The sequence below is a fragment of the Paenirhizobium cremeum genome, from assembly GCF_022884085.1.
In the GTDB taxonomy this organism is placed as follows: domain Bacteria; phylum Pseudomonadota; class Alphaproteobacteria; order Rhizobiales; family Rhizobiaceae; genus Allorhizobium; species Allorhizobium cremeum.
The window spans coordinates 45,730-69,265 of record NZ_JAGGCS010000011.1 but is presented as its reverse complement, the minus strand read 5'-3'; the positions used below and the strand labels follow the sequence as shown (position 1 = coordinate 69,265).

Sequence of the window (23,536 nt, the reverse complement as noted above, 5' to 3'; positions counted from 1 at the left end):
AGGGTTAATCGAAAGTCTTCAGCACGTCGTTCGTGCCGTCGATGATCTGCGTGGCGGCCTCGTCGGCGGACAACATGCCGTAGCCATACTCCTCCAGCGTATCGATGAAGTTGGAACGCACCTGCGGATGCTCGTTGAAGGGCGAGACCGAAGGGCCACTCGCGGCGATGACGATATCGTTCGCCGCCTTAACATTGGCATCGACCTTGCCGGCTTTGGCGAGCATCTCCGCCGCGATCCGGGAAGCGGGCAGGCCGCGGCTGTCGCCAAGCGCTGCGATACCCTCGGGCTCGTTCAGCAGGCAGTTGAGGATCTGTGCGGCAGCCTCGGGATGCTTGGAATTCCGTGAGATGGAAAACACCATGGAGGGACGCCGATAAACCCCGTCCGTCACAGCATCGGCGAAACGGATCATCGGCCGCGGTTCGAGCTTCTGCCCGTCTTTCAGGGGATCGGCATATTTCGAATAGGTCGAATCCCATTCATAGGACCCGGCAATCCTGCCGTCTGCCCATGCCGGCTTTTCAAAGAGGTTGACGCTGCCCTCGCCCGCTTCCTTTTCGATGGACTGCACCGTCCCCGTCTTGACGAACTGCCCGTAGAATTCGATGCCGGCGGCCAGTTCTTGCGGCGTCCAGGCGACCCGGTTGATCGACGGATCGACCATATCCTTGCCGGTCTTCTGGACGACAGCGAGCGTCACCAGAAGCTGCGCGGTTTCCTTGACCGCGTTGAAGGGAAAGGCATCGGCTCCGAGCTTTTCCTTGATGACGGGAGAGACGGCCATCAGTTCGTCCCACGACTTCGGCACTGCGACGCCGATCTTGTCGAATGTCGTCGTATTGAAGAAAAAGACCCGGCCGGTCGTCGAAACCGGGATACCATTGATCTTGCCGCCGATGGTCGTGGTTGCCAACGCCTCAGGGGACCATTGGCCAAGGTCCAGCGCCGAAAGGCTCTTGAGATCGGCAAAACCGGTTCCATCACGCGAGAAGAGCGGCAACCACGGCCAGTTGACCTGAATGATGTCCGCCTCCGTTCCACCCGCCATCTGGGTCGTAAGCTTTTCGAGGTAACCGTCGAAACCGGTGAATTCAGCGGCAATCTTATGGCCGTGTTTCGCCCCGCAGGCTTCCAGCGCCTTCTGCGTTGCCACGTGGCGGCTCTCCCCTCCCCACCAGGACATACGAAGGTTTTCGGCACGCGCAGTGCCTGAAAGCGCCGTTGCGGCAATCAGGGCCGCTGTCGTCATCAGTCGTTTCATGTCTTCCTCCCTCAAGGTCAGGCATTTGCGCCCAGCGAAACGTTCTGACCGCTCCCACGGTCGAACACATACATCCACTCCGCATCGGGCCTCATCCGGATGCGGTCGTCAGCGCGGCTTGTCGCCTCGAACTCGTCGGCTCCGACGACGGCAACAAGCTGCCGGCCGCCGAGCGAGACATGCAGGTAGACTTCGTGCCCCATGAATTCGACGTTGGTCAGCCGCGTATCGAAGGCCGGCACGCCATCCCCGGAGACGATCTTCAGATGCTGCGGACGAAAGCCAAGCACCGCATCCTGGGGGCGCGCGCTCATGCGGGCAGAAAGCGATGGCCCGATCGGCAGCGTCTGTCCCTCACCATGGAACCCGTCGCCATCGAGCCGCCCTTCCAACAGGTTCATCTCGGGACTGCCGATGAAGCCCGCGACAAAAAGATTGGCGGGTCGGCTGTAAAGCTCCTTCGGTGTTGCCACCTGCATGATGCGGCCCGCCTGCATGACGCAGATGCGGTCGCCCATGGTCATCGCTTCCGTCTGGTCATGGGTGACGTAGACCACGGTCGAAGCAAGACCGTCTGCCTTAAGCCGCCGGTGCAGATCGGTGATGCGCACCCGCATCGACGCGCGCAGCTTGGCGTCGAGATTGGAGAGAGGCTCGTCGAAAAGAAACACACTCGGCTTCTTGATGAGGGCGCGTCCGAGCGCCACGCGCTGGGCCTGCCCCCCGGAAAGCTGCTTGGGCAGCCGGTCGAGCAAAGGTTCGATCTCAAGGATCCTCGCCACTTCTTCGGTGGCCACCGCGATCTCCGCCTTGGATTTGCCGGCGAGCCTCAGGCCGAAGGCGAGATTGCCGCGGACCTTCATGTGCGGATAAAGCGCATAGTTCTGGAACACCATGGCAATTGACCGCTTACCGGGCGGCAGTTCGTTGACCACCCGATCGCCAATGCGGATCTCGCCGCCAGAGATATCCTCGAGACCGGCGATCATGCGCAGCGTGGTCGACTTCGCGCAGCCGGACGGACCGACCAGCACCATGAACTCGCCTTCCGCCACATCGAGGTCGATCCCGTGCACCGCCTTGAAGCCGCCATAGACCTTCTCGAGATTTTTCAGTTGAACGCGTGCCATGATTATCCCTTGATCCCGCCGGCGGAGATCCCTTCGATGAAATACTTTTGAGCCATGAAGAACACGACCAGCGCGGGCGTCAGCGTCAGCACGGACATCGCCAGGATCTGGTTCCAATCAAAGGCTTCGGTTGTGTCGATCGACAGCTTGAGCGCAAGGCTCACCGGGTATTTGTCGACCGAGGAGAGATAGATCAGCGGTCCGAGAAAATCGTTCATCGTCCACATGAACTGGAACAGGCAGACCGAAATCAGCGCCGGCGCGAGCATCGGCACGACGACATAGACGAGCGTCTGAATGGAATTCGCCCCGTCGACGCGCGCGGCCTCTTCCGTATCCCGAGGGATCGAACGGAGGAATTGCACGAGCATGAAGACGAAGAATGCATCGCCCGCCAGCGCGGAAGGCACCCACAGCGGCAGAAAACTGTCGAGCCAGCCGAGATCGCGAAAGAGAATATACTGCGGAATGCGCGTCACCACATTCGGCAGGAGCAGGATCGCGATGACGGAGCCGAACAGGATTTTCTTACCCGGAAAGTCGAAGCGCGCGAAGCCATAGGCAACCAACGTGCAGGAAATCGCGGTACCCGCCATCTTCGGGAGCACGATCAGGAAACTGTTCAGGAAAAAACGGCCGAACGTGTAGGGCGTGGATGTTTGCCAACCCTTCACGTAACCGTCGACGGTCGGGTTTTCCGGCCAGAAACCCGGACTCGAAAAGATCTCCGCATTCGTTTTAAACGATGCGCCGACCAGCCAGATCAGCGGATAGAGCATAACAAGCCCGACCACGAACAGCAGCAGATAGCGGGCGGCGGCGGAAAATCCTTGCATTCGTTCGCGACGCCTTACCATGTCGCCGGAAGAACGAGCCTGTGCCGGAGAAGAGGCCGCTGCATGCATGTCCATGGCTCAACTCCTCTTGTCGCCGGCATAGAAGACCCATTTCTTCGACGACCAGAAGGCAGCGAGGGTCAGCAGCATGATAATCAGGAAAAGCACCCAGGCGATCGCCGAGGCGTAACCCATGTTGAAGCGGCGGAAAGCTTCGTCGTAAATGTAGAGCGGGAGAAGATAGGTCGACTTCAACGGACCGCCGCCGGTGATGATGTAGGGACCGTTGAACTCCTGAAAAGCCTGGACCATCTGCATCACAAGGTTGAAGAAGATGACCGGTGTGATGAGGGGGATGGTGATGAAGATGAAGCTATGGAACTTAGAGGCCCCGTCGATCGCCGCCGCCTCGTAGAGCGACTTGTCGATCGACTGTAGAGCGGCAAGGAATATCACCATGGCCGAGCCGAACTGCCAGCATCTGAGCAGCGTGATCGTGAAAAGCGCATTCTGCGGATCGCCGAACCAGTTGACCGGCTCAAAGCCCAGCGCCGCCAGCAGCATGTTGACGAGCCCGTTGGTCGCGAAGACGTAACGCCACAGCACGGCAATCGCGATCGAGCCTCCCAGAATGGAGGGGACATAGAATGCAGTCCGGAAGAAGTTGATGAACTTCAGCCGGTAATTCAGGATGTATGCGACGAAGAGCGCGAAGGCGAGCTTCAGCGGCACCGTCAGGAAAACATAGATCAGCGTCACCGAAAGCGAACGGCGAAAGGTTCTGTCCCCGGTGAAGAGCTCCACATAGTTCTTCAAACCCGTCCAGCGCGGCGCGCTCATCAGGTTGTAGTCCGTGAAGCTCATATAGAACGACGCCATGAACGGGATCGCCGTGAAAACGAGGAGACCCGCGATATACGGCGAAAGATAAGCGAGCCCGAGCACGCGTTGGCGGTTCACGGCTGCCTCCCGGCACCGTGAGATACTACGGTAATGTACAAAATTCTCTCCTCCCAGAGCCGAAGTCCAACCGCTTCCGTGCCTGTTCGGCAAGGAATGCGGATGCCCTTATATGCACGTTTCCTCCGTCCCATCCGGTTTTATCAACCAGCTTTCGTGTTATCCTATGAAAAGACCGTGAATGACAGAATTGACAAAGGCGGGGAAAAAGATGGACGAAATCGAAGGTGGAATTCTGTCGAGTATTCCGCCCGGCGCGCTGACCCTGACCCTGACACGCGCCACCATTCGAATGCAGCATTCGCGGACGTGGCGCATCGACAAGGAAAACCCCGTGGACGACCTTCTCATATGCCTCGAGGGTCGCGGAGAATATCTGATCGACGGCGAGCGCTTTTCTCTTTCCCCCGGCGAGTCGATGCTCATTCCGCGCAACAGCCGCTTCATTGGCTGGAACGAAGGCCGGCAGACCTATATCGGTATCGCGCAGCATTTTACGCTCGACATTTATGGCCGCCACGATCTTCTCGCTCAGATGAAACTGAGACCGAAGGTCAGGCTCTCCCGCTGGCCTCTGCTGGAACCGCTGGTAAGGCACTACCGACAGAGCGCTCCGCCAAGCTCGGTCACACTCGCCCAGCATCACCTCTTCATGTATCTCCTGATCTCCCATGTGGAGGACGCCTTCGAGAACTGGCGCGACACCGCAACCTACCAGCCGGAGGGCAGCGATGCGATGGACCTGGCGGTCATGAAGGTTGCCTCGCAGATCGCAGCAGCGCCGCTCGACCCCGACATCGCCGAGACCGCTGTGGCCTCCGCTCCCTACAATCGCGATTATTTCCTGCGGGAATTTCAGAAACGGGTCGGTCGTACGCCCCGAAAATATCAGGAGCTCCAGCGCATGGAACGGGCCATGCACCTGCTGGAGACCGGCATCAACGTCTCCGCGGCCGCGGCCGAAGTCGGCTATGCCGATCCCTATTATTTCTCCCGCATGTTCAAGCGCATCGTCGGGATGAGTCCACGCGATCACATCGAGAAGGTACGCCGCAGTCGCGACGGCACCTTGCTGCATCTGGACGAGCCGGAACAGGCGGCCCGTCTCGCCCGGCGCGAGGCGGTCTGATACGCCGTCAGCGCGCGAGCCAACCGCCATCGACGTTAAGAATGGCGCCATGAACATAATCGGCTGCCGGCGAACAAAGATAGACGGCAGTACCCGCAATATCCTCCGCCCGCCCCCAGCGTCCGGCCGGAATGCGTGCGAGGATCGCCGCGTTGCGCTCCTCGTCGGCCCGCAGCGCTTCCGTGTTATTCGTGGCGATGTAACCGGGCGCTATCGCATTCACGTTGATGCCGCGGGACGCCCATTCGTTTGCCAGCAGCTTGGTGATGCCTGCCACGCCGTGCTTGGCGGCCGTATAGGAGGCAACGCGAATGCCGCCCTGAAACGACAGCAGGGATGCGATGTTGACGATCTTTCCGCTTGCGTTTCTGGACATGAGAGCCCGCGCAAAGGCTTGCGAGGTGAAGAAGACGGCCTTCAGGTTCACGTCCATCACCGCGTCCCAGTCATCCTCGGAGAAATCGACTGCATCGGCACGACGAATGATGCCGGCATTGTTGATGAGGAGATCGTAAGCGCTTTCGGCAAAAGCATCTCTTGCCGCCATGGGATCGGAAAGATCGAGCGCCAGCTCCCTTGCCTCTCCGCCCGCGCCGGCGATCATGGAGACCGTCTGCGCCGAAGAGGAGCGCCCCGCGCAGGTCACGGAGGCGCCGGCCGAAGCAACGGCAATGGCGATCGCCTGACCGATGCCGGTATTGGCGCCGGTAATCAACGCATGACGGCCGGCAAGCGAAAACATACTCATCGAAGATCTCCCGGCTGGATGAAGTCCATATCGGTATAATCGACATTGTCGCCGGCCATGGCCCAGATGAAGGTATAGCTGCCAATGCCGGCTCCCGCATGGATGGACCACGGCGGCGAGATCGCGCCCTCCTCGTTGGCGATGAAGAGATGCCTCGTTTGTTGCGGCTCGCCCATCAGATGCAGAACCCGCGACGTCTCATCCATGCCGAAATAGAGATAGGCCTCCATGCGGCGGTCGTGCACATGCGCAGGCATGGTGTTCCAGACCGAGCCATCCTCCAGCGTGGTATATCCCAGCACCAGTTGGCAGCTTTCCATGACCAGGGGATGAATGAACTGATTGATGGTGCGTTTGTTGGAAGTCTCGACAGCCCCAAGCCTGACCTCCTTGCTGTCGGCCAGCGTGACGAGCCGGTTGGGCAGGCTGCGATGCGCCGGGGCCGAGACGATGTAGAAGCGCCCGGCGCCTTCGAAGGTAACCGGCCCGGCACCCATGCCGAGATAAAGTACGTCACCTCGGTTCAGCGACCAGCTTTCGTTGCCGGCGCGCACGCTGCCCTCAGCACCGATGTTGACGATTCCCATCTCCCGTCGGTCGAGAAAGCCCGGCGTTTTTGTCTCCTCGACATGATCGAGCACGAGTGGCGTGCCGGACGGCACGGCGCCTCCCATGACAAATCGATCGTAATGCGTATAGATCAGCCGTATCTCACCTTCCACAAACAGACCCTGGGCCAGGAAGTGCCGGCGAAGGCCCTCTGTATCGAGCGATCTCGCGTGATCAGCGTGAACGGCGTGCCTCGTTTCCACGTTCAGCATGCGCGAACCTCCTTCTTGATAAATCCCGCCACCCGGGGAGAGCGAGTTAACATAATATATGTTGACAGTTTTGTATGACATGTTGAATGCTGTCAAGCGCCGTGGGCAAGACGTGCTTCCTCCCGACGGGGTATCGAATCCCATTACGGAAGATGCATGCGAAGGAGGCCGCACTGTCTCCAAGCTTGACGCACAGCGTCAGCGAAGAGCATGTATGACGACTTGAGGAATTCCGGAGGGAGAAGACAGTGAAGAGACTTCTGATTACCGGCGCGGCGGGTGCACTGGGCCGTGTGATGCGGGAAAGGCTCGCACCCATGGCAACGATCCTGCGCCTATCCGATATCGCCCCGATCGGGGCGGCCCGGAAGAACGAGGAAATCGTCCAGTGCGATCTTGCCGATGCCAAGGCAGTGCGTGCCCTGGTCGAGGATTGCGACGGGATCGTCCATCTCGGCGGCGTCTCGGTAGAGCGCAAGTTCTCGCAGATCGTCGCTGGCAACATCGTCGGCCTTTACAATCTCTACGAGGCCGCCCGCGCGCATCGGATGCCGCGCATCGTCTTTGCAAGTTCCAATCACACCATCGGATTCTATCCACAGACCGAACGGTTGTCGGTGGACCATCCCTATCGTCCGGACGGGCTCTACGGCGTATCGAAATGTTTCGGTGAGTCTCTGGCGCAGATGTACCATGAGAAGTTCGGGCAGGAGACGGCGCTCGTGCGCATCGGGTCCTGCGTGGCCGAACCGGTCAACCACCGCATGCTTTCCACTTGGTTTTCCTACGATGATTTCGTCTCGCTGATCGAGGCCGTATTCCGCGCGCCGAAACTCGGCTGCCCCGTCATCTGGGGCGCATCGAACAACGATGCAGGCTGGTGGGACAATTCCACCGCCGGCTTTCTCGGCTGGAAGCCGAAAGACAATGCCGAAATCTTCCGTTCGAAGATCGAAGCCGCTTGCGAGCGCCCCGGCCCAGACGATCCGGCCGCCCGCTGGCAAGGCGGGCTCTTCACGCAGGACCCAATATTCCCGGAGGACGAATAAGGCCACGCTTGGCTTCCTGAAACAGGTCGCGAAAAAGCGTTGAGCGGTCCTGCGGTGACGACATGCGGTGAAATGAAGATTTGAAGGATAGGGAGCGAACCTGAAGGATCGCGATGCGCTCCAAGCAGGGCTTCGGGGGAAATCCCGCGATGCATTCGGGATATCCCTGAGATTTCACCACAGGTATGATAGGCATTGTGAACGAAGACAGAGGAGTGCCACCCATTAGCGTCGCAACGAAAAGCCGGAATCTGGTCGTCACGCTTCGCGATGCCCTGAAGCAGCAGATCGAGGCGGGCGCCTACAAGCCGGGTGAACGCCTGCCGAGCGAAGCCCAACTCACCCGCGAGTTCGGGGTCAGCCGCACGGTCGTTCGCGAGGCGATCGCCGCTCTGCGCGCCGACCGACTGGTTGAACCTCGCCAGGGAGCAGGTGTCTTCGTCCTCGAACCGGTGCCCGAACTGGAGGTACCGTTCCAGAACATCGATTTCGTGCGCATTTCCTCCGTCATCGAACTTCTGGAACTCCGCACCGCGGTCGAGGTGGAGGCCGCGGGCCTTGCCGCGCAACGACGCTCCCCATCCCAGGAGGAAAGGATCGTTGAACGCTTCCGCGAAATCGACCGCCTCGCCCGTCAGGGCCTCCCGACAGGAGAAGCTGACTTCGAACTGCATCTTGCCATCGCTGATGCGACCAACAATCCACGCTTTCGCGAATTCCTGACGATGCTGGGTCCGAACGTCATTCCCCGGCGTTCGCTCCGGGCGACAGGGCAGGAGACCGTTTCCGACGATTATCTTCGCGGCATCCATGCCGAGCACGAACGGATCGTCAGCGCCATCATGGAAGGCGATGAGGAAGCCGCCCGGCTTGCCATGCGCCAGCATCTGAAGGGCAGCCAGGCGCGTTACCGGGCCTTGCTGCGCAACCGCATCCAGCAAACCGAAGCCCCGGCCTGAAAATCGATAGCCGCACCGCGAACAGATGCCGCCGCTGGTAGGCATTGACATATTTCATGTTCTGCGAGCCAATGCTTCCCTTGAATAACGGAGATGACTGCGACCGGCGCCCGTCACGGGACACGTCGCCGACATTGCCGTGCCGATAGCGGGAAGCTTTGCAGATCCAACATGTCCAGTTCCGAACCCGCCAAGCCGCGCCCGCCTCTCAAGGTCGGCTTCATTTTGAGCAAGAGCTTCACACTCAGCGCCTTTGCGCTTTTCGTCGACACCTTGCGGCTGGCGAGCGATGACGAAGATCGCTCGACGCGGAAACACTGCGACTGGCAGATCTTAAGCGCCCATGGCCATTTCATCCGCTCGAGCTGCGGTGTGCAGATAGCACCGGGAACCGGACTGCCGGCTCCGAGAGAATTCGATTATCTGGCCGTCGTCGGGGGACTGCTGAATGTCGAGGACCCGATCGATGCGGAGATGGAACGCTATCTGAAACGGGCGATCAGCGAAAAGGTCAAGGTCATCGGTGTCTGCACCGGCAGCTTCATTCTGGCCAAGGCCGGCCTGATGAAGAACCGGACTGCCTGCGTGAGCTGGCTGCATCACCACGATTATCTCGACCGTTTCCCCGATCACAGACTGGTCAGCAACCAGCTTTACGTCGAGGATCGTGACATCATCACCTGCGCGGGGGGAAGCGCGGTGGCGGATCTTGCCGCAAGCCTCGTACGCCGGCATATCGGCAATACGGCGGAAAAGAACGCCCTTCAGATCCTGCAGATCGAGCGCCGGCGCGAGGGGCGTGAAATCCAGCCGCGCAATCCACTGTCGACCGAGCACAAGGACTCCAAGATGCGCCTTGCGCTGATCTTCATGGAGAACAATCTCGACAAGCCCGTTTCGATGGACGATGTGGCGAAATCGATGAACCTTTCGCGTCGACAGATGGAACGGCTCTTCCACCGACGGCTCAAGATGTCGCCAGGCGCGGTTTATGCAAGACTGCGGATGCGACGCGCGCGAAGCCTCGTCCTTCAGACCTCGAAACCGCTGATCGATATCGCCCTTGAAGTCGGGTTCGCCAATTCCAGCCATTTCGGCAGGCGTTTCCGGCAGACCTTCGGCTGCACGCCGAACGTCCTCAGATCACGGCAGAAGGACAACGGCTTCGTACATCTCGATGACGACCTCTTCGCCGGCATCGAGTCGGAGGGATGACCGGCATGGCCGGTCTCCGGCGCCTCTGCGCCGGAGATGCGCCGTCAGCCCCGCATCGCTCCCGGTCCCGGAATCGCGCCGGGCGGGCACTTGCCCATGATAATCATGCCGAGCACTTCGTCCTTGGTCACATCCTGCGTACGCGCATGTCCGACCACCTGACCATTCTTCATGACAAAGACCCGGTCGGCGAGATCGAAGACATCGTGGATGTCGTGGCTGATGAGGAAGATGCCGATACCCTCCGACTTCAGCTGACGGATGAGATCCCCGACCTGTGCGGTCTCCTGGGGCCCAAGCGCTGCGGTCGGCTCGTCCATGATGAGGATGCGGGCATCGAACAGGATCGCTCGCGCGATCGCAACCGATTGCCGCTGGCCGCCGGAAAGCGCCTTTACCGGTTCCTTGAAGCGGCGGAAGTTGGGATTGAGCCGTCCCATTACCTCTCGGGCCTTCGCCTCCATGGCAACGTCGTCGAGCGTGCCCCAGGGCGTCTTCAGTTCTCGACCGAGATAGAGATTGGCGGCGGCATCCACGTTATCTGCAACAGCAAGCGTCTGGTAGATCGTCTCGATCCCATAGGCCTTGGCGTCACGCGGATTGCGGATATCGGCCGGCTCGCCGTTGATCAGGATATCGCCGCTATCACGTCTGTAGGCGCCGGAGAGGATCTTGATCAGCGTCGATTTGCCTGCGCCGTTATGGCCGAGAAGGGCCACGACTTCACCGGGATAGAGATCGACAGAAGCCCTGTCGACGGCATGAATGCCACCGAAGGAGATGGAAATGTCCTTCATTTCCACGAGGGGCGTGCGTTGCTCCGTCATGATGGAAACTCCTGATTACTTTGCGCGGGCGCGATAGACGGTGTCGAGCCAGACGGCGACAACAAGGACGACGCCGACGACAATGCGCTGGAAGGGGGTATCGATGCCGAGGAGCACCATTCCGGACTGAAGCGACTGCATCACCAGCGCCCCCAGCATTGCCCCGGCTATGGTGCCGGTGCCGCCGGCAAGGGACGTGCCGCCGATCACGGCTGCAGCGATGGTGTAGAGTTCGTCGAGTTCGCCTTGCGCATTGGTCGCGGCGTTGAGGCGGGCGGTCGAGATCGCTGCGGCAATGGCGCAGAGAATGCCCATGATCGCGAAAATGCGGACGGTGACCCAACGGGTCTTGATGCCGGCGAGTTCAGCCGCTTCCGGATTGCCGCCGATCGCAAAAACATAGCGTCCGAACCGCAGACGGGTGGCGACGAAAGTCATGATGAGACCGACACCGAGGGCGATCAGAACCGGAACCGCAACGCCGTGGGAAATCAGCAGCCCACCATCGGGCCAAGCAATGCCGTTGGCGTCGGCATAGCGACGGGCGATATTCGTCGGCCAGAAATAATTGTTTGCGACGGCGACAGCGCCGAGAACGATGAAGCAGCCGAGCGCCGAAAGAAAATACTCCGCCCAGAGCGGTCTTTGCGGAAAACCGAAGCGCTTACGCTGGTGGCGCGAATGAATGATGCCGGCGACGATACCGATACAGGCGATGACACCGACGACCCAGCTTGCGGTCCAGCCGATGGAGCCTTCCGTGCCGCCGCCCATCAGGCGGAAATTGGCATCCATGGGTGCAACCGTCTGACCGCTGGTGACAAACCATGTCGCACCGCGCCAGACCAGCAGCCCCCCGAGCGTGACGATGAAGGACGGTACGTTGAGGAAGGCTATGATCGCGCCGTGGAACATGCCGATCAGCCCGCCGACCACGATGCCTCCGGCCAGCGCCAGAACCCATGTGGCAGGATGATCGAAGCCGAGGATGCCGGGCAAAAGCTTGGCTTGCAGCACGCCCATAATCATCCCGGTAAAGCCGAGAATGGAACCGACGGAAAGGTCGATGTTACGGGTGACGATGACCAGAACCATTCCGGTCGCCATCACCGCCACCGATGAAGTCTGCACCGAAAGGTTCCAAAGGTTGCGGGGCGTCAGGAACAATCCGCCGGTCAATATCTCGAAGCCCACCCAGATGATGAGAAGAGCTCCGACCATGCCGAGAAGGCGTGTGTCGATTTCGGTCGCCCTGAAGAACGAGGCGATCGCCACACCGCTGGACACTCCCGCATTCTTGGATGTTGTGGTCTGCATCATGCCGGCCATTGCGTTGCCGCCCCTCCACTCTTCATTCATTGCTGGCAAAACCTGCCTCATAGTCTACTGATCGCGCGACGAATGCCGCAACGGGAACCCCGCTGCGGCATTCCGGACTGATAGGCCCGCCTGCTTAGTTGCAGGCAGCGACGGAACCAGCCTTGACGCCCTGGCAGGCTTCCGCCTTGCTGATCCAGCCGGCGTCGATCACGACATTGAGGTTGTCCTTGGTGATCGGAAGCGGGGCAAGGAAGACGGACTTCATCGCGACGCCCTTCGGACCGCCGTTGAAGGTCATGACACCAGGCACATCATCCATGGTCTTGCCACTCGCCAGAAGAAGCGCGATCTCGGCGGCATTCTTGCCAAGCTCGCGGCTGTCTTTCCACACCGAAACGGTCTGCGTGCCGAGCGCAACACGGTTCAAGGCAGCCTTGTCGGCGTCCTGGCCGGAAACCGGCACGGAACCGGCAAGACCCTGAGCCTCCAGAGCAGCGATCGCGCCGCCGGCCGTGCCGTCGTTCGAAGCGACGACTGCATCGACCTTGTTGTCAGCCGCAGTCAGGAACTGCTCCATGTTCTTCTGGGCGATTTCCGGCTTCCAGCCATCCGTATAGGCTTCACCGACATTCTTGATCTTGCCGGCGTCGATTGCTTCCTTCAGCACTTCCTGCTGACCTGCGAAGAGGAAGTCGGCGTTCGGATCGGAAGACGAGCCCTTGATGAAGACGTAATTGCCCTCGGGCTTCACCTTGAACACCTCGCGCGCCTGCAGGCGGCCCACTTCCTTGTTGTCGAAGGTGATGTAGAAGGCATCCGGATTCTCGATCAGACGGTCATAACCGACCACCGGAATACCTTCCGCGGTAGCCTTCTCGATGGCGGGCCCGATGGCGTCGGAATCCTGGGCAAGCACGATCAGCGCATTGGCGCCCTGGGAGATCAGCGATTCGACGTCGGTGAGCTGCTTGGCGGCCGAAGACTGCGCGTCAGCGGAAATGTATTTCGCCCCGGCGGCCTCGAGAGCCTTCTTGATTGCGGCCTCGTCGGTCTTCCAGCGTTCTTCCTGAAAGTTCGACCAGGAAACGCCGACAACGACATCCGCAGCCATGGCTGCGGCGGAGTGCAAGGAAACAATGATGGCAGCCCCTGCCATCAGCTTGAAAATAGACTTCATGATGTCCTCCCGATGTTGGCGACCGGATGCATCCACTGCTCCCGCCGGCTGCCACGATTGCGCCGTCGAGCCTCCAATATTTTTCTCGACAGTCGAGAAAATAGATGTCAGAGATCATCGGGACTGTCAACACGGCAATTTCCGCTGAAATGACGCCGACAACACCAGGCCTGCACAGGTCACAAACGGCGGAAAAGCGGCTCATCGGCTTTTCAGGTTGACAGGCGGATGCCTTCGGTTGTTGTGGCGGATATTCGCCACGCCTCCAAGATCCGGGACTGGCAGGAACGGAGGTCCATGTTTCCGACGAAATCCAGCAGCACGGAAATCATCCGTCGGCAAAACAGCGCGCTCGTGCTTTCAGCGCTGAGGCGCGGCGGCCGGCTCGCCCATACTGAACTGTCTGCGGCAACCGGCCTCTCCTCCGCCACCGTCTCCGCCATCACGGCGGAACTCGAGCGCGCCGAGATCCTGGTGAAATCCGAGCATCAACCCGTTGGCGGACGAGGACGTCCGCGCGTATTGTTCGAACCGCGCCGTAATTGCGGCTACCTCATCGTTGTCAGCATTTCTTCGGATGCGCTGGAATATTCGCTCGTGGATTATTCCGCCCGGCTGATCGACCGATTCTCCGAGTCCCGGGTTACATCGGGCGGCGCTTTGGCTTTCTCAATGGCTCTGAGGTCCGGCCTGGAAAAAACTGTAACCCGCGCGGACCTCGCCCAGTCTTCCGTGCTGGCCATCTCCATCAGCAGCAAGGGCCTTGTCGACACCGAACGGCCGCTGTTGCTCTGGTCGCCAGTGCTCGGAACGGAACGGATCGATTTCGGGTCACTGCTTGCGGCGGACTGGAGTGGGCGGGTCCTGCTCGCCAATGAAACCCAACTCGTCGCAGGCGCTTTGGCGAGCCGTGCCAAAAGGTCGGGACAAACGGGCCCACGTGCACTTGCCGCCCTGTCCCTCGGCCACAGCATAGGGCTGGGCGTCGCGACCCAATCGCCGAGCGGCAGCTATAATGTCATCTCTCCGAATTTCGGGCATATGCTGCACCAGGCGAACGGCGCGCTGTGTCGATGTGGAGGCCGGGGCTGCATTGAGGCCTATGCCGGTTTCTACGCCATTTTGCGGACCGCCTTCGAGGTGCCGACGGATACCCTGCCGGCAAAGTTCGTTCCCCTTTCGGAAGTGGACAAGATCGCAGCTCTTGCCCACCGCGGCGACCGCGGCAGCGTGCATGCCTTCCGGCAGGCAGGCCTTGCGCTCGGCAACGGCCTGTCGCGGCTTCTAAGCCTCTATGAACACATGCCGATCACCATCACCGGCCCCGGCACGCGCTATTACGATCTGTTGCGCCAGGGGATAGAGGAAGGTTTGTCTCAATCCCATATCGTCCGGTTTTCCGGCATGCCGGAGATCTCGGTGGCATTTGACGAGGGAGCCCTGGTTTTCGAAGGTCATCTCGATCACGCGCTGGCGCTGATCGACCAGGACATCGTGCAACTGCGCCCCCAAGCGGCCGGCAACGTCGCTTAGCGCTTGACCGGACGTTCCACCTCGGAGCATTCAGGCTGGATTGAGCCGGCTGATCCACGCAGCGCGACGACAAGCCTTCAAAAGCGGATTCCACAAAAAATTTAGCGGGGCGGGATGCCTTGAAGCTGCTCGGAAAATCATGACTTGCAGCATCCCGGCGCGTCCCGGAAGGGGAGCTGGCCCCTGCCTCGGCAAGGGCTGGTTAACGTTTATTTTCTATTGAGAAGAGATGTTAATTGTCCGCGTATAACGAGTGTACAGGTTACCATGCATCTCCCCCGCTCCAATTTCTTAAATTCCGACAATAACATAGGGGAAGAAAAGGCCCGCGAACCGGCTCCGTCCGCAGCCGGTCGCATCGAGGCCGCGCCAGAGGAAAAGCTGCCCGCAAGAGTAAACGGCCGCCACACTGACGAACTCGCTGCCAGCGAGATCGAAGGGCGTTCCGAAATGCCGATCTGGCAGAGCGCTTTTGCCATGGCCCCCAATGTGCGTTTCACCCGGACACCCGAAAATGCCCTGGGACGTCGCACAACAAGGGAAAGCGCCGTGCCGACGGCGGCCGCTCCGGAGCCGACGCCAGCATCGGTTCCGGTCGTCATCCCGGCATCGCCAGCGCCTGTAACCGTGCAGGCAGCGTCGCCACAGCCTGTCGCCCCTCGTGAAGAACGCCGCGCGGGGCTCTCCGTCATGCTGCCCCAGCCGCCGGATGCCACCGGCGCACGCGCCCTCACCTACAAACTCCGGCGCGAACTCGCCCGCCAGCAGGAAGAGGCGGCATCGGCCGGTCTGCAGCAAGTCGCCACTCCGGCAGCCGGACGTCCGGCGACAGCGCCGGCTCCCGCGATGCATGAGCCCAAACCGGGCACCGTCATTGCCACGCCGCCGCAGCCGAACATTCCGATAGCGCCGCAGGAGCCTGGCAAAGGTGTCGCATTGCCGTCCACAGCCGCCCCGGCCCTGCCAGCCTATGCCGCCTATCTCTCGGATCACATTTTCTGGGAGGCGATGAACCTCGACGGCAGTGCAGACGATATCGAACCGCCTCGCGCTGGCCCGGTCAGCGTCGCGCCACCAACCCCGGGCCCCGTCAAAGTCGCGCAGCCGAACCATATGGCAGTTGCACCGGCGCGTACGCCTCCAGTCGTGAAGGCAACCGTCGTCAGGGCGCAGAGCCTCGTCCCCCAACCCGCCCCCAATCAGCCAGGCGTAGCGTTGCCGACGTTCCAGGCGCCGGACTGGTCGGTCATCGCGCTCTATCGCGAAGTCGGGCTGCGTGAAGCCGATCCGGCCGCGACACCCTGCGCCACCGGCGAAGAGGCCGCCGAAGCCGCAATCCGTCAGGAAACGGCGATGGATGCACCGGCCGAGAGCACGGCCGTGGAAGCCGTTCCCATGCAGCAGCCGAGCCAGCCGGTCTTCCGTCGGTTGTCGACGCTTGCCGAGGGCGAATACGAATTCCCGCCGATCGATCTTCTGCAGGAGCCCCGGTTCCAGGAGACGACGACCATGACTCCCGAAGCGCTGGAGCAGAGCGCCGGCCTCCTGGAAAGCGTCCTTGAAGATTTCGGCATCAAGGGCGAGATCATCGACGTCCGCCCCGGCCCGGTCGTGACACTCTACGAATTCGAACCGGCCCCAGGCGTGAAATCCTCCCGCGTCATCGGTCTTTCCGACGATATCGCCCGCTCCATGTCGGCCCTCTCGGCGCGCGTCGCAGTCGTTCCCGGCCGCAATGTCATCGGCATCGAACTGCCGAACCCCGTTCGCGAAACCGTCTATCTGCGCGAACTGATCGAGTCCCGCGATTACACGGAAACCCGTTTCAAACTCGCCATGGCGCTCGGCAAAACCATCGGCGGCGAGCCTGTGATCGCCGAACTCGCCAAGATGCCCCACCTTCTGGTCGCCGGCACCACCGGTTCGGGTAAATCCGTCGCCATCAACACCATGATCCTGTCGCTGCTTTATCGCCTGCGCCCGGAAGAATGCCGCCTCATCATGGTCGATCCCAAGATGCTGGAACTCTCTGTCTATGACGGCATTCCGCATCTGCTGACGCCTGTCGTGACCGATCCGAAGAAGGCTGTCATGGCGCTGAAATGGGCCGTGCGCGAAATGGAAGACCGTTACCGCAAGATGTCGCGGCTCGGCGTCCGCAACATCGACGGCTATAATGCGCGCGCCGCCTCGGCCCGCGCCAAGGGCGAGACGATCCTCTGCAGCGTCCAGACCGGTTTCGACCGTTCGACGGGCGAACCCGTCTACGAGCAGGAGGAAATGGATCTCGCCGCGATGCCATACATCGTCGTCATCGTCGACGAGATGGCGGACCTGATGATGGTCGCCGGCAAGGAAATCGAAGGTGCGATCCAGCGCCTCGCCCAGATGGCGCGTGCCGCCGGCATCCATCTCATCATGGCGACCCAGCGTCCCTCGGTCGACGTCATCACCGGCACCATCAAGGCAAATTTCCCGACCCGCATCTCCTTCCAGGTGACCTCGAAGATCGACAGCCGCACCATTCTCGGCGAACAGGGTGCCGAACACCTGCTCGGTCAGGGCGACATGCTGCACATGATGGGTGGCGGACGCATCGCCCGCGTCCACGGCCCCTTCGTGTCGGACGAGGAGGTCGAGAAAGTCGTGGCTCACCTGAAAACACAGGGCCGCCCCGAATATCTCGGCACCGTAACCGAAGATGCCGATGAGGTCGAAGAGACGGCGGACGACGGCGGTGCCGTCTTCGACAAATCGGCCATGGGCGAGGAGGACGCAAGCGACCTCTATGAAAAAGCGGTCAAGGTGGTCCTGCGCGACAAGAAGTGCTCGACATCCTACATCCAGCGTCGCCTTTCGATCGGCTATAACAAGGCGGCCTCGCTGGTCGAACGCATGGAACAGGAGGGCCTCGTCGGCCCGGCCAACCATGTGGGCAAAAGGTCGATCATCATTGGTGGGCGCGACAGCGCCGAAGTTCCGGGCGCCGACACGGATTTCTGAACGGGAAACGGGCGACAGGTGCCGACGGGCGGCCTGTCGTCACTCTATTCGGCATCCGACCAAAGCGTCGAAAGCAAAACCGGCGGGAAACTGCCGGCTTGTCTTTTCCCGATACAGTCCCTAGAAAAGTGTGCACTGCAACGGAGCCCGGTTATTTATGACGGAAACGCCTGTTCTGGTCGTCGGCGGCGCTGGTTACATCGGCTCGCATACCTGCCTGCAACTCTCCCAAAAAGGCTTTCTTCCTGTTGTCTACGACAACCTTTCGAACGGACATGCGGAATTCGTCAAATGGGGTCCCCTCGAAAAAGGCGACATCCGCGACCGCGCAAGGCTCGACGAAGTGCTTAGAAAATATCAGCCCGCGGCTATCATGCATTTCGCCGCCCTGATCGAGGTCGGCGAAAGCGTCAAGGACCCGCCATCCTTCTACGAAAACAACGTCATCGGCTCCCTGACTCTTCTGTCGGCGGCACAGGCCGCTGGCGTCAAAGCCTTCGTTTTCTCTTCGACCTGCGCGACCTATGGCCTGCCGGAACAAGTTCCGATGGACGAGACCCACCGCCAGCAACCGATCAACCCCTATGGCCGCACCAAGTGGATCATCGAACAGGCGCTTTCTGATTATGACAGCTATGTCGGCCTGCGTTCCGCGGTTCTCAGGTATTTCAATGCGGCCGGCGCCGATCCGGAAGGTCGGATCGGCGAATGGCACACGCCGGAAACCCATGCCATCCCGCTTGCGATCGAAGCCGCGCTCGGTCGTCGGGCAGGCTTCAAGGTGTTCGGAAGCGATTACGAAACACGCGACGGCACCTGCGTACGCGACTACATTCACGTGCTGGACCTTGCCGACGCCCATGTACGGGCACTGCAATACCTGCTCGACGGCGGGCCTTCCGTGGCCCTCAACCTCGGCACCGGAACCGGCACAACGGTAAAGGAACTGCTGCAGACGATCGAAGACGTCTCGGGGCGGAGCTTCCCCGTCGATTATGTCGATCGCCGCGAAGGCGACTCGCCGGCGCTCGTTGCCAACAACGAAAAGGCGCGTGAAGTTCTCGGCTGGGAGCCCCACTCCTCCCTCGAGGACATCATCAGCACGGCCTGGCGGTGGCACTCTTCGTCCAACATGCTGGGTTAGGCGGATTGCTACCGCAGCGATATCGGGCGGGCGACCCTCCAAAGTGGCCGATACCGGGATGTTCGCGCCGGCCGCGTCAGGTTTATTGTGCAGTGCGGCAAATCGGGGTTGATGATCCGCTGCGGCTCGGACTATAGTATTACCAGTTGGAGTGCAAAACGGAACCAATGGCTTTTCCGGAGGCCTTCGTTTTGAATGAATAATGACTGCGAAATTGCAAGAGAAGTCGCGCGGACCCGCAAAATAGCCATAGCTGAAAAGCAATCTGGGGCTGAGAAACTTGAACGGAAACACGTTGCAGCCAGCAACAATGCCCATGCCAAGATACATGCGCCAGCCTGAAACGAAAGATAGCGGGTGCGTTGTTCTATTGGCCTTCGGCAGCTTGCGAGCTTTCCTCCAGAATTGGCCGGTCGCTCCTGACGACCGCCACTATCGGCCTGATCCATCGCCGTGCATGAAGGCGAAAGTTGCGGGCAGCCGCTCAAGCTTCCGCCGGACGATCTATGCCGCGAACTCTTCGCGGGCTTCCCGGAACAACAGCGTATTCGAGTTGCAGGAACCGTGCCCATGAGTGAGACCCGTACAGCGCTGCCGGTAACCCTGTTCTCGACCACGGATATGCAATCGGGCCGCAGCGACGATATTGCGCGAATGATCGCTTCCATCGAAGCCTTCCGGAAGCGCAATCCCGCCGTGGACCTTACCCTCTTCCTCCTGCTGCAACGCTGCGACGCGGGAGCTGCAGAGAACTTCATCGCATCCGGCCCATCATGGGCGCAGATATCCTTCCTTCCGGATCGCCGATCGCTTTCGGCGGCCCGCAACATGCTGCTGACGGGGGAGGACGCCAGGGGCCGCCTCGCACTCAACGGCATCGTAGCTTTCCCCGACGACGACTGCTGGTATCCCGAGGATACGCTCGACACCATCCACAGGGCCTTCTCGACCGACCCTTCGCTCGATTTCTGGTTCTGCCGCTACGGCATGGAACCGCGATCGGCTGCAAGTTTCACCGCAACCCAGCCTCGCCTCCAGACCGTCATCTCCTTCGCATCGTCGAACACCATCTTCCTGCGCGGCCCGCTCGCGGCAAGGATCGGCGGCTTCGACGAACAGCTCGGCGTGGGCGCAGCCCTTTCGGGCGGAGAGGACACGGACTATGCGATCCGCGCCTTTCAGGAGGCCCGCAAGGCGGCTTATGTCGATGCGCGCTGCATCGGCCATCGGGATCCGAACAAGGCTCTGAAGGCGAAATATTATCCAGGTTCGCTGCGCGCGATCGCCAAGAACGTCCGCACACGTCCTTCTGAAATTCAGGCGCTCGGCCGTAAGCTTCTGGTCGGAAGCCTGCTCGCCGCCCGCGGGCAAATGCCCTGGAAGGACTACTTCTCCGCCCTGACCCGCGCCTTTGCCGGATGATGCCGATGCGTCCGTTCATTAAACGATAAGGTCTCCCATGCTTCGTTCGTTGAACCAATTCATCAAACTCCAGCGCTTCGTGGTCGGCTGCAAGCGCCTTTATCTGACCAAGGTTTGGGGCATGGACATCCACCCCACAGTGGTCATGTCCCTGAGCGCACGCCTCGACAAGACGCATCCGCGCGGCATCCATATCGGGGAATTGACGTACATCGCCTTTGATGCCGCCATTCTGACGCATGACATGACACGCGCCATCAAGACGGACACGCGGATCGGCAAGAACTGCTTCATTGGTGCCCGCAGTATCATTCTGCCCGGCGTGACGATCGGCGACAACTGCGTCATCGGGTCCGGAGCCGTGGTAACCAAGGACGTTCCGCCCAACAGCGCTGTCGCCGGCAATCCGGCGCAAGTCATTCGCAGCGGCATTGAAACCCTGAAGTTCGGACGCCTGAAGGACCGGGTGAACGAGGATGACTGAAATCCGTATTCCCTTCAAATGCGAAGAGGCCCGATGAAAGTATCCGTTATCATTCCGTGCCATAACGGCGAGGACTTCGTGGCGAAAGCCATCCATTCCGTGCTTAATCAGACCCACACGGACGTGGAGTGCATTGTCATTGACGATGCATCCAGGGACAGATCGCGAGAGATTATCCTTGCGATCAGCGAGAAGGATCAAAGGGTCGTCCCGATCCTGTTGGACCGGAATGCAGGTCCCTCGGCCGCTCGCAACAAGGCCATCGACATCGCGACCGGCGAGTGGATCACTTTGCTCGACGCTGACGATCTTTATAAGGAGGACAGGCTGGAGGTTCTCCTCGATCTGGCCCGCAAAACGGACGCGGACGCCGTCGTCGACAATCAGAGTGTTCGAAACTTCGGCGACGACCGCCATGTCTTCGATGCTTTCGGGTTTCTGAAGGGAAGCAATCCGATCCCGATCTCCCAGGAACTGTTTTTCCGCGAAACCGTCCCCGTCGCCTTTATGAATTCCGGCTATTTGAAGCCGATGTTCCGCCGCGACTATCTGATCCGCAACAAGCTTCGCTATCAGGAAGACTGCCGGGTCGGGGAAGACTTTCTGCTCTATTCGGATTTCGTCACCCTCAATCCTAAATTTTACGGCACGAGCTATGCCGGCTACATCTATTTCCGACGCCCCAATTCGCTGACACGGTCCGGGAGCTCTCTCCAGAATCTGGCCGCCATGTCCGATGAGCTGATCGCCAGACTTGGCAGCCGGCTCACACCGGCCTCGGTCAAGGCGTTGGAAACTCGCAAGAAGGTCATCATCAAGCACGCACGGTGGAAAGACTTCAGGCAGGCGCTTTCAGCGAAAGATCTGAAGAAGGCGACCGGGCTGCTGCTTGGCGATCCTACGCTGGTTTTCATGGTGAAGAACTTCGTCCGCCGCAGGCTGCAGGAACGCGGGCTTTGAAGCCTGTCCAGCAATTCGATTGGTATCAATTGTCGAGTAAGCGATGAGTAATGTTGCCGACCGCCTGATGAAAGGCAGCCTCCTGATCAGCCTTTCACGAGCCATCGTGAACGGGCTATCGAGCCTGAGCACGATCATTCTCGCCTGGTACCTGTTGCCCTCCGATTTCGGTATCGTCGCGCTTGCGACCACAATGCTGGCGATTGTGACCACCGTGACGGACCTTTCGCTCAGTCAGGCTCTGATACGTCACGAAAATCCGCAGGAATCCCATTTCAGCGCCGCCTGGACGCTCGGCGCGACCCGTGGTCTGCTGTTGTGCCTTGTCTTTGCCGGCATCGCATATCCGTCATCGGTCATCTACAACGATCCGCGGCTTTTCGACGTCATGCTGGCGCTCAGCCTTAGCCTGCTGATTAACGGCCTTGCCAATCCAAAGCGTTTCATGCTGCAGCGCGACCTGATCTTCTGGCAGGAATTTGTGCTGAACGTCGTGCAGAAGATCGCCGGCTTTGTGGCGACCGTCGCCGTCGCAGTCATCTATCAGAGCTATTGGGCGCTCGTGGTGGGCACACTGGTAATGCAGGCGACCAACGTGATTACCTCCTATATGGTTCTCCCCTTCCGCCCGAGAATAACGTTCCGACATATGCGGGAGTTCGTTTCCTTCTCGGTGTGGCTGACCGCCGGCCAGATCGTCAACACGCTGAACTGGCGTTTCGACTACCTGCTCACCGGAAAATACCTGGACAGCTCGGCGCTTGGCTACTACTCGCTCGGCAGCACGCTGGCGATGATGCCAACCAGAGAGACGACCGCCCCCCTGACGGCCACGATCTATCCGGGCTTTTCGAATGTCCGAAATGACCCCCAGCGGCTGGCCAATGCCTACCAGCGTGCGCAGGCCATGCTTGCCGCTATCGCACTTCCGGCCGGCATTGGTTTTGCCGTTGTTGGCGATCCGCTGGTCCGGCTCGCTCTCGGGGAACGATGGATAGATATCGTCCCCATCATTCAGGCCCTCGCCTCGGTCTACGCATTGCAAACGCTCGGATCGCTAGTACAGCCGCTGGGCATGGCGCTCGGCAAGACACGCACATTATTCATCCGCGATACGCAGATGCTCATCATCCGCGTTCCGATCATTGCCGCGGGATTGCTGCTTTACGGACTGCAGGGTCTGGTCATCTGCCGCGTTTTCACCGGCCTCCTCAGTGCGGTAATCAATATGTTTATCGTGAAGAAATTCGTGGGCGTGTCGGTCCTTGTCCAACTCGCGGCGAATTTCCGTGCGCTCTTCAGTTCCGCGCTCATGGCGGCAGGCGTGTATGCAGTGCTCGATATGTGGGGACCGGTGGATGGCCTCTATGAAAGGATCATCCAGCTTGCCGCTCTCATTGCTCTTGGCGGCGTGATTTATTGCGGTTCGACATTTCTCCTGTGGATTCTGGCGAAACGCCCCACCGGACCGGAAACGGAGATACAGAAACTGGTCGTCAAGATTCTAACGAAACTGCGCGGTCGGGGCTGAACCGACGCGGTTCCCCTGTGCCAA

The 23,536-nt window shown here is 60.3% G+C and carries 20 protein-coding genes; 11 read left to right on the top strand and 9 right to left on the bottom strand.

Annotation, left to right across the window (positions count from 1 at the left end; genetic code table 11):
• Nucleotides 1–4: 4 nt before the first annotated feature.
• From J5N58_RS18775 to J5N58_RS18760, 4 genes are read right to left on the bottom strand one after another with little or no spacing between them, the layout of a single operon-like run.
• Complete coding sequence (locus tag J5N58_RS18775) at nt 5–1,264, bottom strand: ABC transporter substrate-binding protein (protein ID WP_244712209.1); 1,260 nt, start codon at nt 1,262–1,264, stop codon at nt 5–7.
• Nucleotides 1,265–1,281: 17 nt separating this feature from the next.
• The gene (locus J5N58_RS18770) at nt 1,282–2,394 is read right to left on the bottom strand and encodes an ABC transporter ATP-binding protein (RefSeq protein ID WP_112829479.1); all 1,113 of its coding nucleotides are present in this window, start codon (nt 2,392–2,394) and stop codon (nt 1,282–1,284) included.
• A 2-nt stretch (nt 2,395–2,396) separates the two neighbouring features.
• Nucleotides 2,397–3,251, bottom strand: coding sequence for a carbohydrate ABC transporter permease (locus tag J5N58_RS18765; RefSeq protein ID WP_112829571.1), 855 nt, complete (start codon nt 3,249–3,251; stop codon nt 2,397–2,399).
• A 57-nt stretch (nt 3,252–3,308) separates the two neighbouring features.
• The gene (locus tag J5N58_RS18760; RefSeq protein ID WP_113339371.1) at nt 3,309–4,190 is read right to left on the bottom strand and encodes a carbohydrate ABC transporter permease; all 882 of its coding nucleotides are present in this window, start codon (nt 4,188–4,190) and stop codon (nt 3,309–3,311) included.
• Nucleotides 4,191–4,401: 211 nt separating this feature from the next.
• Between J5N58_RS18760 and J5N58_RS18755 the strand changes: the two genes are divergently transcribed.
• A complete protein-coding gene (locus J5N58_RS18755) occupies nt 4,402–5,319 on the top strand; it encodes a helix-turn-helix domain-containing protein (RefSeq protein ID WP_113339372.1) in 918 nt (305 codons plus the stop codon).
• A gap of 7 nt (nt 5,320–5,326) precedes the next feature.
• Here J5N58_RS18755 and kduD read toward each other — a convergent pair whose 3' ends face one another.
• Together kduD and kduI are read right to left on the bottom strand one after the other, a co-directional pair.
• Nucleotides 5,327–6,067: a 2-dehydro-3-deoxy-D-gluconate 5-dehydrogenase KduD gene (gene kduD / locus J5N58_RS18750; RefSeq protein WP_113339373.1), complete on the bottom strand. Its 741-nt coding sequence runs from the start codon at nt 6,065–6,067 to the stop codon at nt 5,327–5,329.
• Nucleotides 6,064–6,888 (bottom strand): 5-dehydro-4-deoxy-D-glucuronate isomerase, encoded by an 825-nt coding sequence (kduI, locus tag J5N58_RS18745; protein ID WP_113438460.1) that lies wholly within the window; start codon nt 6,886–6,888, stop codon nt 6,064–6,066. The genes kduD and kduI overlap by 4 nt, the downstream gene beginning before the upstream one ends.
• A 248-nt stretch (nt 6,889–7,136) precedes the next feature.
• Between kduI and J5N58_RS18740 the strand changes: the two genes are divergently transcribed.
• From J5N58_RS18740 to J5N58_RS18730, 3 genes are all read left to right on the top strand, one after another.
• Complete coding sequence (locus tag J5N58_RS18740) at nt 7,137–7,937, top strand: NAD-dependent epimerase/dehydratase family protein (protein ID WP_113438461.1); 801 nt, start codon at nt 7,137–7,139, stop codon at nt 7,935–7,937.
• Between the two features lie 185 nt (nt 7,938–8,122).
• On the top strand, nt 8,123–8,896 hold the full coding sequence (locus J5N58_RS18735) for a FadR/GntR family transcriptional regulator (protein ID WP_113339376.1): 774 nt from the start codon (nt 8,123–8,125) through the stop codon (nt 8,894–8,896).
• 171 nt (nt 8,897–9,067) lie between these two features.
• Entirely contained in the window at nt 9,068–10,111 is a 1,044-nt protein-coding gene (locus J5N58_RS18730) for a GlxA family transcriptional regulator (RefSeq protein ID WP_112829472.1), read from the top strand.
• A gap of 44 nt (nt 10,112–10,155) precedes the next feature.
• Here J5N58_RS18730 and J5N58_RS18725 read toward each other — a convergent pair whose 3' ends face one another.
• From J5N58_RS18725 to xylF, 3 genes are all read right to left on the bottom strand, one after another.
• Nucleotides 10,156–10,938 carry an ATP-binding cassette domain-containing protein gene (locus J5N58_RS18725; protein ID WP_112829471.1) on the bottom strand — a complete coding sequence of 261 codons (783 nt, stop codon included), beginning with the start codon at nt 10,936–10,938 and terminating at the stop codon, nt 10,156–10,158.
• Between the two features lie 15 nt (nt 10,939–10,953).
• Complete coding sequence (locus tag J5N58_RS18720) at nt 10,954–12,258, bottom strand: sugar ABC transporter permease (RefSeq protein WP_425314477.1); 1,305 nt, start codon at nt 12,256–12,258, stop codon at nt 10,954–10,956.
• Between the two features lie 133 nt (nt 12,259–12,391).
• The gene (gene xylF, locus J5N58_RS18715; protein WP_113339378.1) at nt 12,392–13,435 is read right to left on the bottom strand and encodes a D-xylose ABC transporter substrate-binding protein; all 1,044 of its coding nucleotides are present in this window, start codon (nt 13,433–13,435) and stop codon (nt 12,392–12,394) included.
• 297 nt (nt 13,436–13,732) lie between these two features.
• On the opposite strand from xylF, the gene J5N58_RS18710 reads away from it, so the two are divergent.
• The 7 genes from J5N58_RS18710 (at nt 13,733) to J5N58_RS18680 (ending at nt 23,512) form a co-directional block, all read left to right on the top strand.
• The gene (locus J5N58_RS18710) at nt 13,733–14,968 is read left to right on the top strand and encodes an ROK family transcriptional regulator (protein ID WP_112829570.1); all 1,236 of its coding nucleotides are present in this window, start codon (nt 13,733–13,735) and stop codon (nt 14,966–14,968) included.
• Nucleotides 14,969–15,235: 267 nt separating this feature from the next.
• A complete protein-coding gene (locus tag J5N58_RS18705) occupies nt 15,236–17,971 on the top strand; it encodes a DNA translocase FtsK (RefSeq protein ID WP_244712202.1) in 2,736 nt (911 codons plus the stop codon).
• Nucleotides 17,972–18,128: 157 nt separating this feature from the next.
• Nucleotides 18,129–19,115 (top strand): UDP-glucose 4-epimerase GalE, encoded by a 987-nt coding sequence (galE, locus tag J5N58_RS18700; RefSeq protein ID WP_113424734.1) that lies wholly within the window; start codon nt 18,129–18,131, stop codon nt 19,113–19,115.
• 570 nt (nt 19,116–19,685) lie between these two features.
• Nucleotides 19,686–20,537, top strand: coding sequence for a glycosyltransferase family 2 protein (locus J5N58_RS18695; protein ID WP_112829466.1), 852 nt, complete (start codon nt 19,686–19,688; stop codon nt 20,535–20,537).
• 37 nt (nt 20,538–20,574) lie between these two features.
• A complete protein-coding gene (locus J5N58_RS18690) occupies nt 20,575–21,021 on the top strand; it encodes an acyltransferase (RefSeq protein WP_112829465.1) in 447 nt (148 codons plus the stop codon).
• Between the two features lie 33 nt (nt 21,022–21,054).
• Nucleotides 21,055–21,981 (top strand): glycosyltransferase family 2 protein, encoded by a 927-nt coding sequence (locus J5N58_RS18685; RefSeq protein WP_162708265.1) that lies wholly within the window; start codon nt 21,055–21,057, stop codon nt 21,979–21,981.
• Between the two features lie 43 nt (nt 21,982–22,024).
• On the top strand, nt 22,025–23,512 hold the full coding sequence (locus J5N58_RS18680; protein WP_112829463.1) for a lipopolysaccharide biosynthesis protein: 1,488 nt from the start codon (nt 22,025–22,027) through the stop codon (nt 23,510–23,512).
• Nucleotides 23,513–23,536 lie beyond the last annotated feature (24 nt).

Coding starts and splice junctions, on each gene's coding strand:
- J5N58_RS18735 (WP_113339376.1), top strand. CDS start 8,123: ATGATAGGCATTGTGAACGAAGACAGAGGAGTGCCACCCATTAGCGTC.
- J5N58_RS18775 (WP_244712209.1), bottom strand. CDS start 1,264: ATGAAACGACTGATGACGACAGCGGCCCTGATTGCCGCAACGGCGCTT.
- J5N58_RS18705 (WP_244712202.1), top strand. CDS start 15,236: ATGCATCTCCCCCGCTCCAATTTCTTAAATTCCGACAATAACATAGGG.
- J5N58_RS18720 (WP_425314477.1), bottom strand. CDS start 12,258: ATGATGCAGACCACAACATCCAAGAATGCGGGAGTGTCCAGCGGTGTG.
- galE (WP_113424734.1), top strand. CDS start 18,129: ATGACGGAAACGCCTGTTCTGGTCGTCGGCGGCGCTGGTTACATCGGC.
- J5N58_RS18690 (WP_112829465.1), top strand. CDS start 20,575: ATGCTTCGTTCGTTGAACCAATTCATCAAACTCCAGCGCTTCGTGGTC.
- J5N58_RS18710 (WP_112829570.1), top strand. CDS start 13,733: ATGTTTCCGACGAAATCCAGCAGCACGGAAATCATCCGTCGGCAAAAC.
- kduD (WP_113339373.1), bottom strand. CDS start 6,067: ATGAGTATGTTTTCGCTTGCCGGCCGTCATGCGTTGATTACCGGCGCC.
- J5N58_RS18730 (WP_112829472.1), top strand. CDS start 9,068: ATGTCCAGTTCCGAACCCGCCAAGCCGCGCCCGCCTCTCAAGGTCGGC.
- J5N58_RS18725 (WP_112829471.1), bottom strand. CDS start 10,938: ATGACGGAGCAACGCACGCCCCTCGTGGAAATGAAGGACATTTCCATC.
- J5N58_RS18755 (WP_113339372.1), top strand. CDS start 4,402: ATGGACGAAATCGAAGGTGGAATTCTGTCGAGTATTCCGCCCGGCGCG.
- J5N58_RS18680 (WP_112829463.1), top strand. CDS start 22,025: ATGAGTAATGTTGCCGACCGCCTGATGAAAGGCAGCCTCCTGATCAGC.
- J5N58_RS18765 (WP_112829571.1), bottom strand. CDS start 3,251: ATGGTAAGGCGTCGCGAACGAATGCAAGGATTTTCCGCCGCCGCCCGC.
- J5N58_RS18685 (WP_162708265.1), top strand. CDS start 21,055: ATGAAAGTATCCGTTATCATTCCGTGCCATAACGGCGAGGACTTCGTG.
- J5N58_RS18770 (WP_112829479.1), bottom strand. CDS start 2,394: ATGGCACGCGTTCAACTGAAAAATCTCGAGAAGGTCTATGGCGGCTTC.
- xylF (WP_113339378.1), bottom strand. CDS start 13,435: ATGAAGTCTATTTTCAAGCTGATGGCAGGGGCTGCCATCATTGTTTCC.
- J5N58_RS18695 (WP_112829466.1), top strand. CDS start 19,686: ATGAGTGAGACCCGTACAGCGCTGCCGGTAACCCTGTTCTCGACCACG.
- kduI (WP_113438460.1), bottom strand. CDS start 6,888: ATGCTGAACGTGGAAACGAGGCACGCCGTTCACGCTGATCACGCGAGA.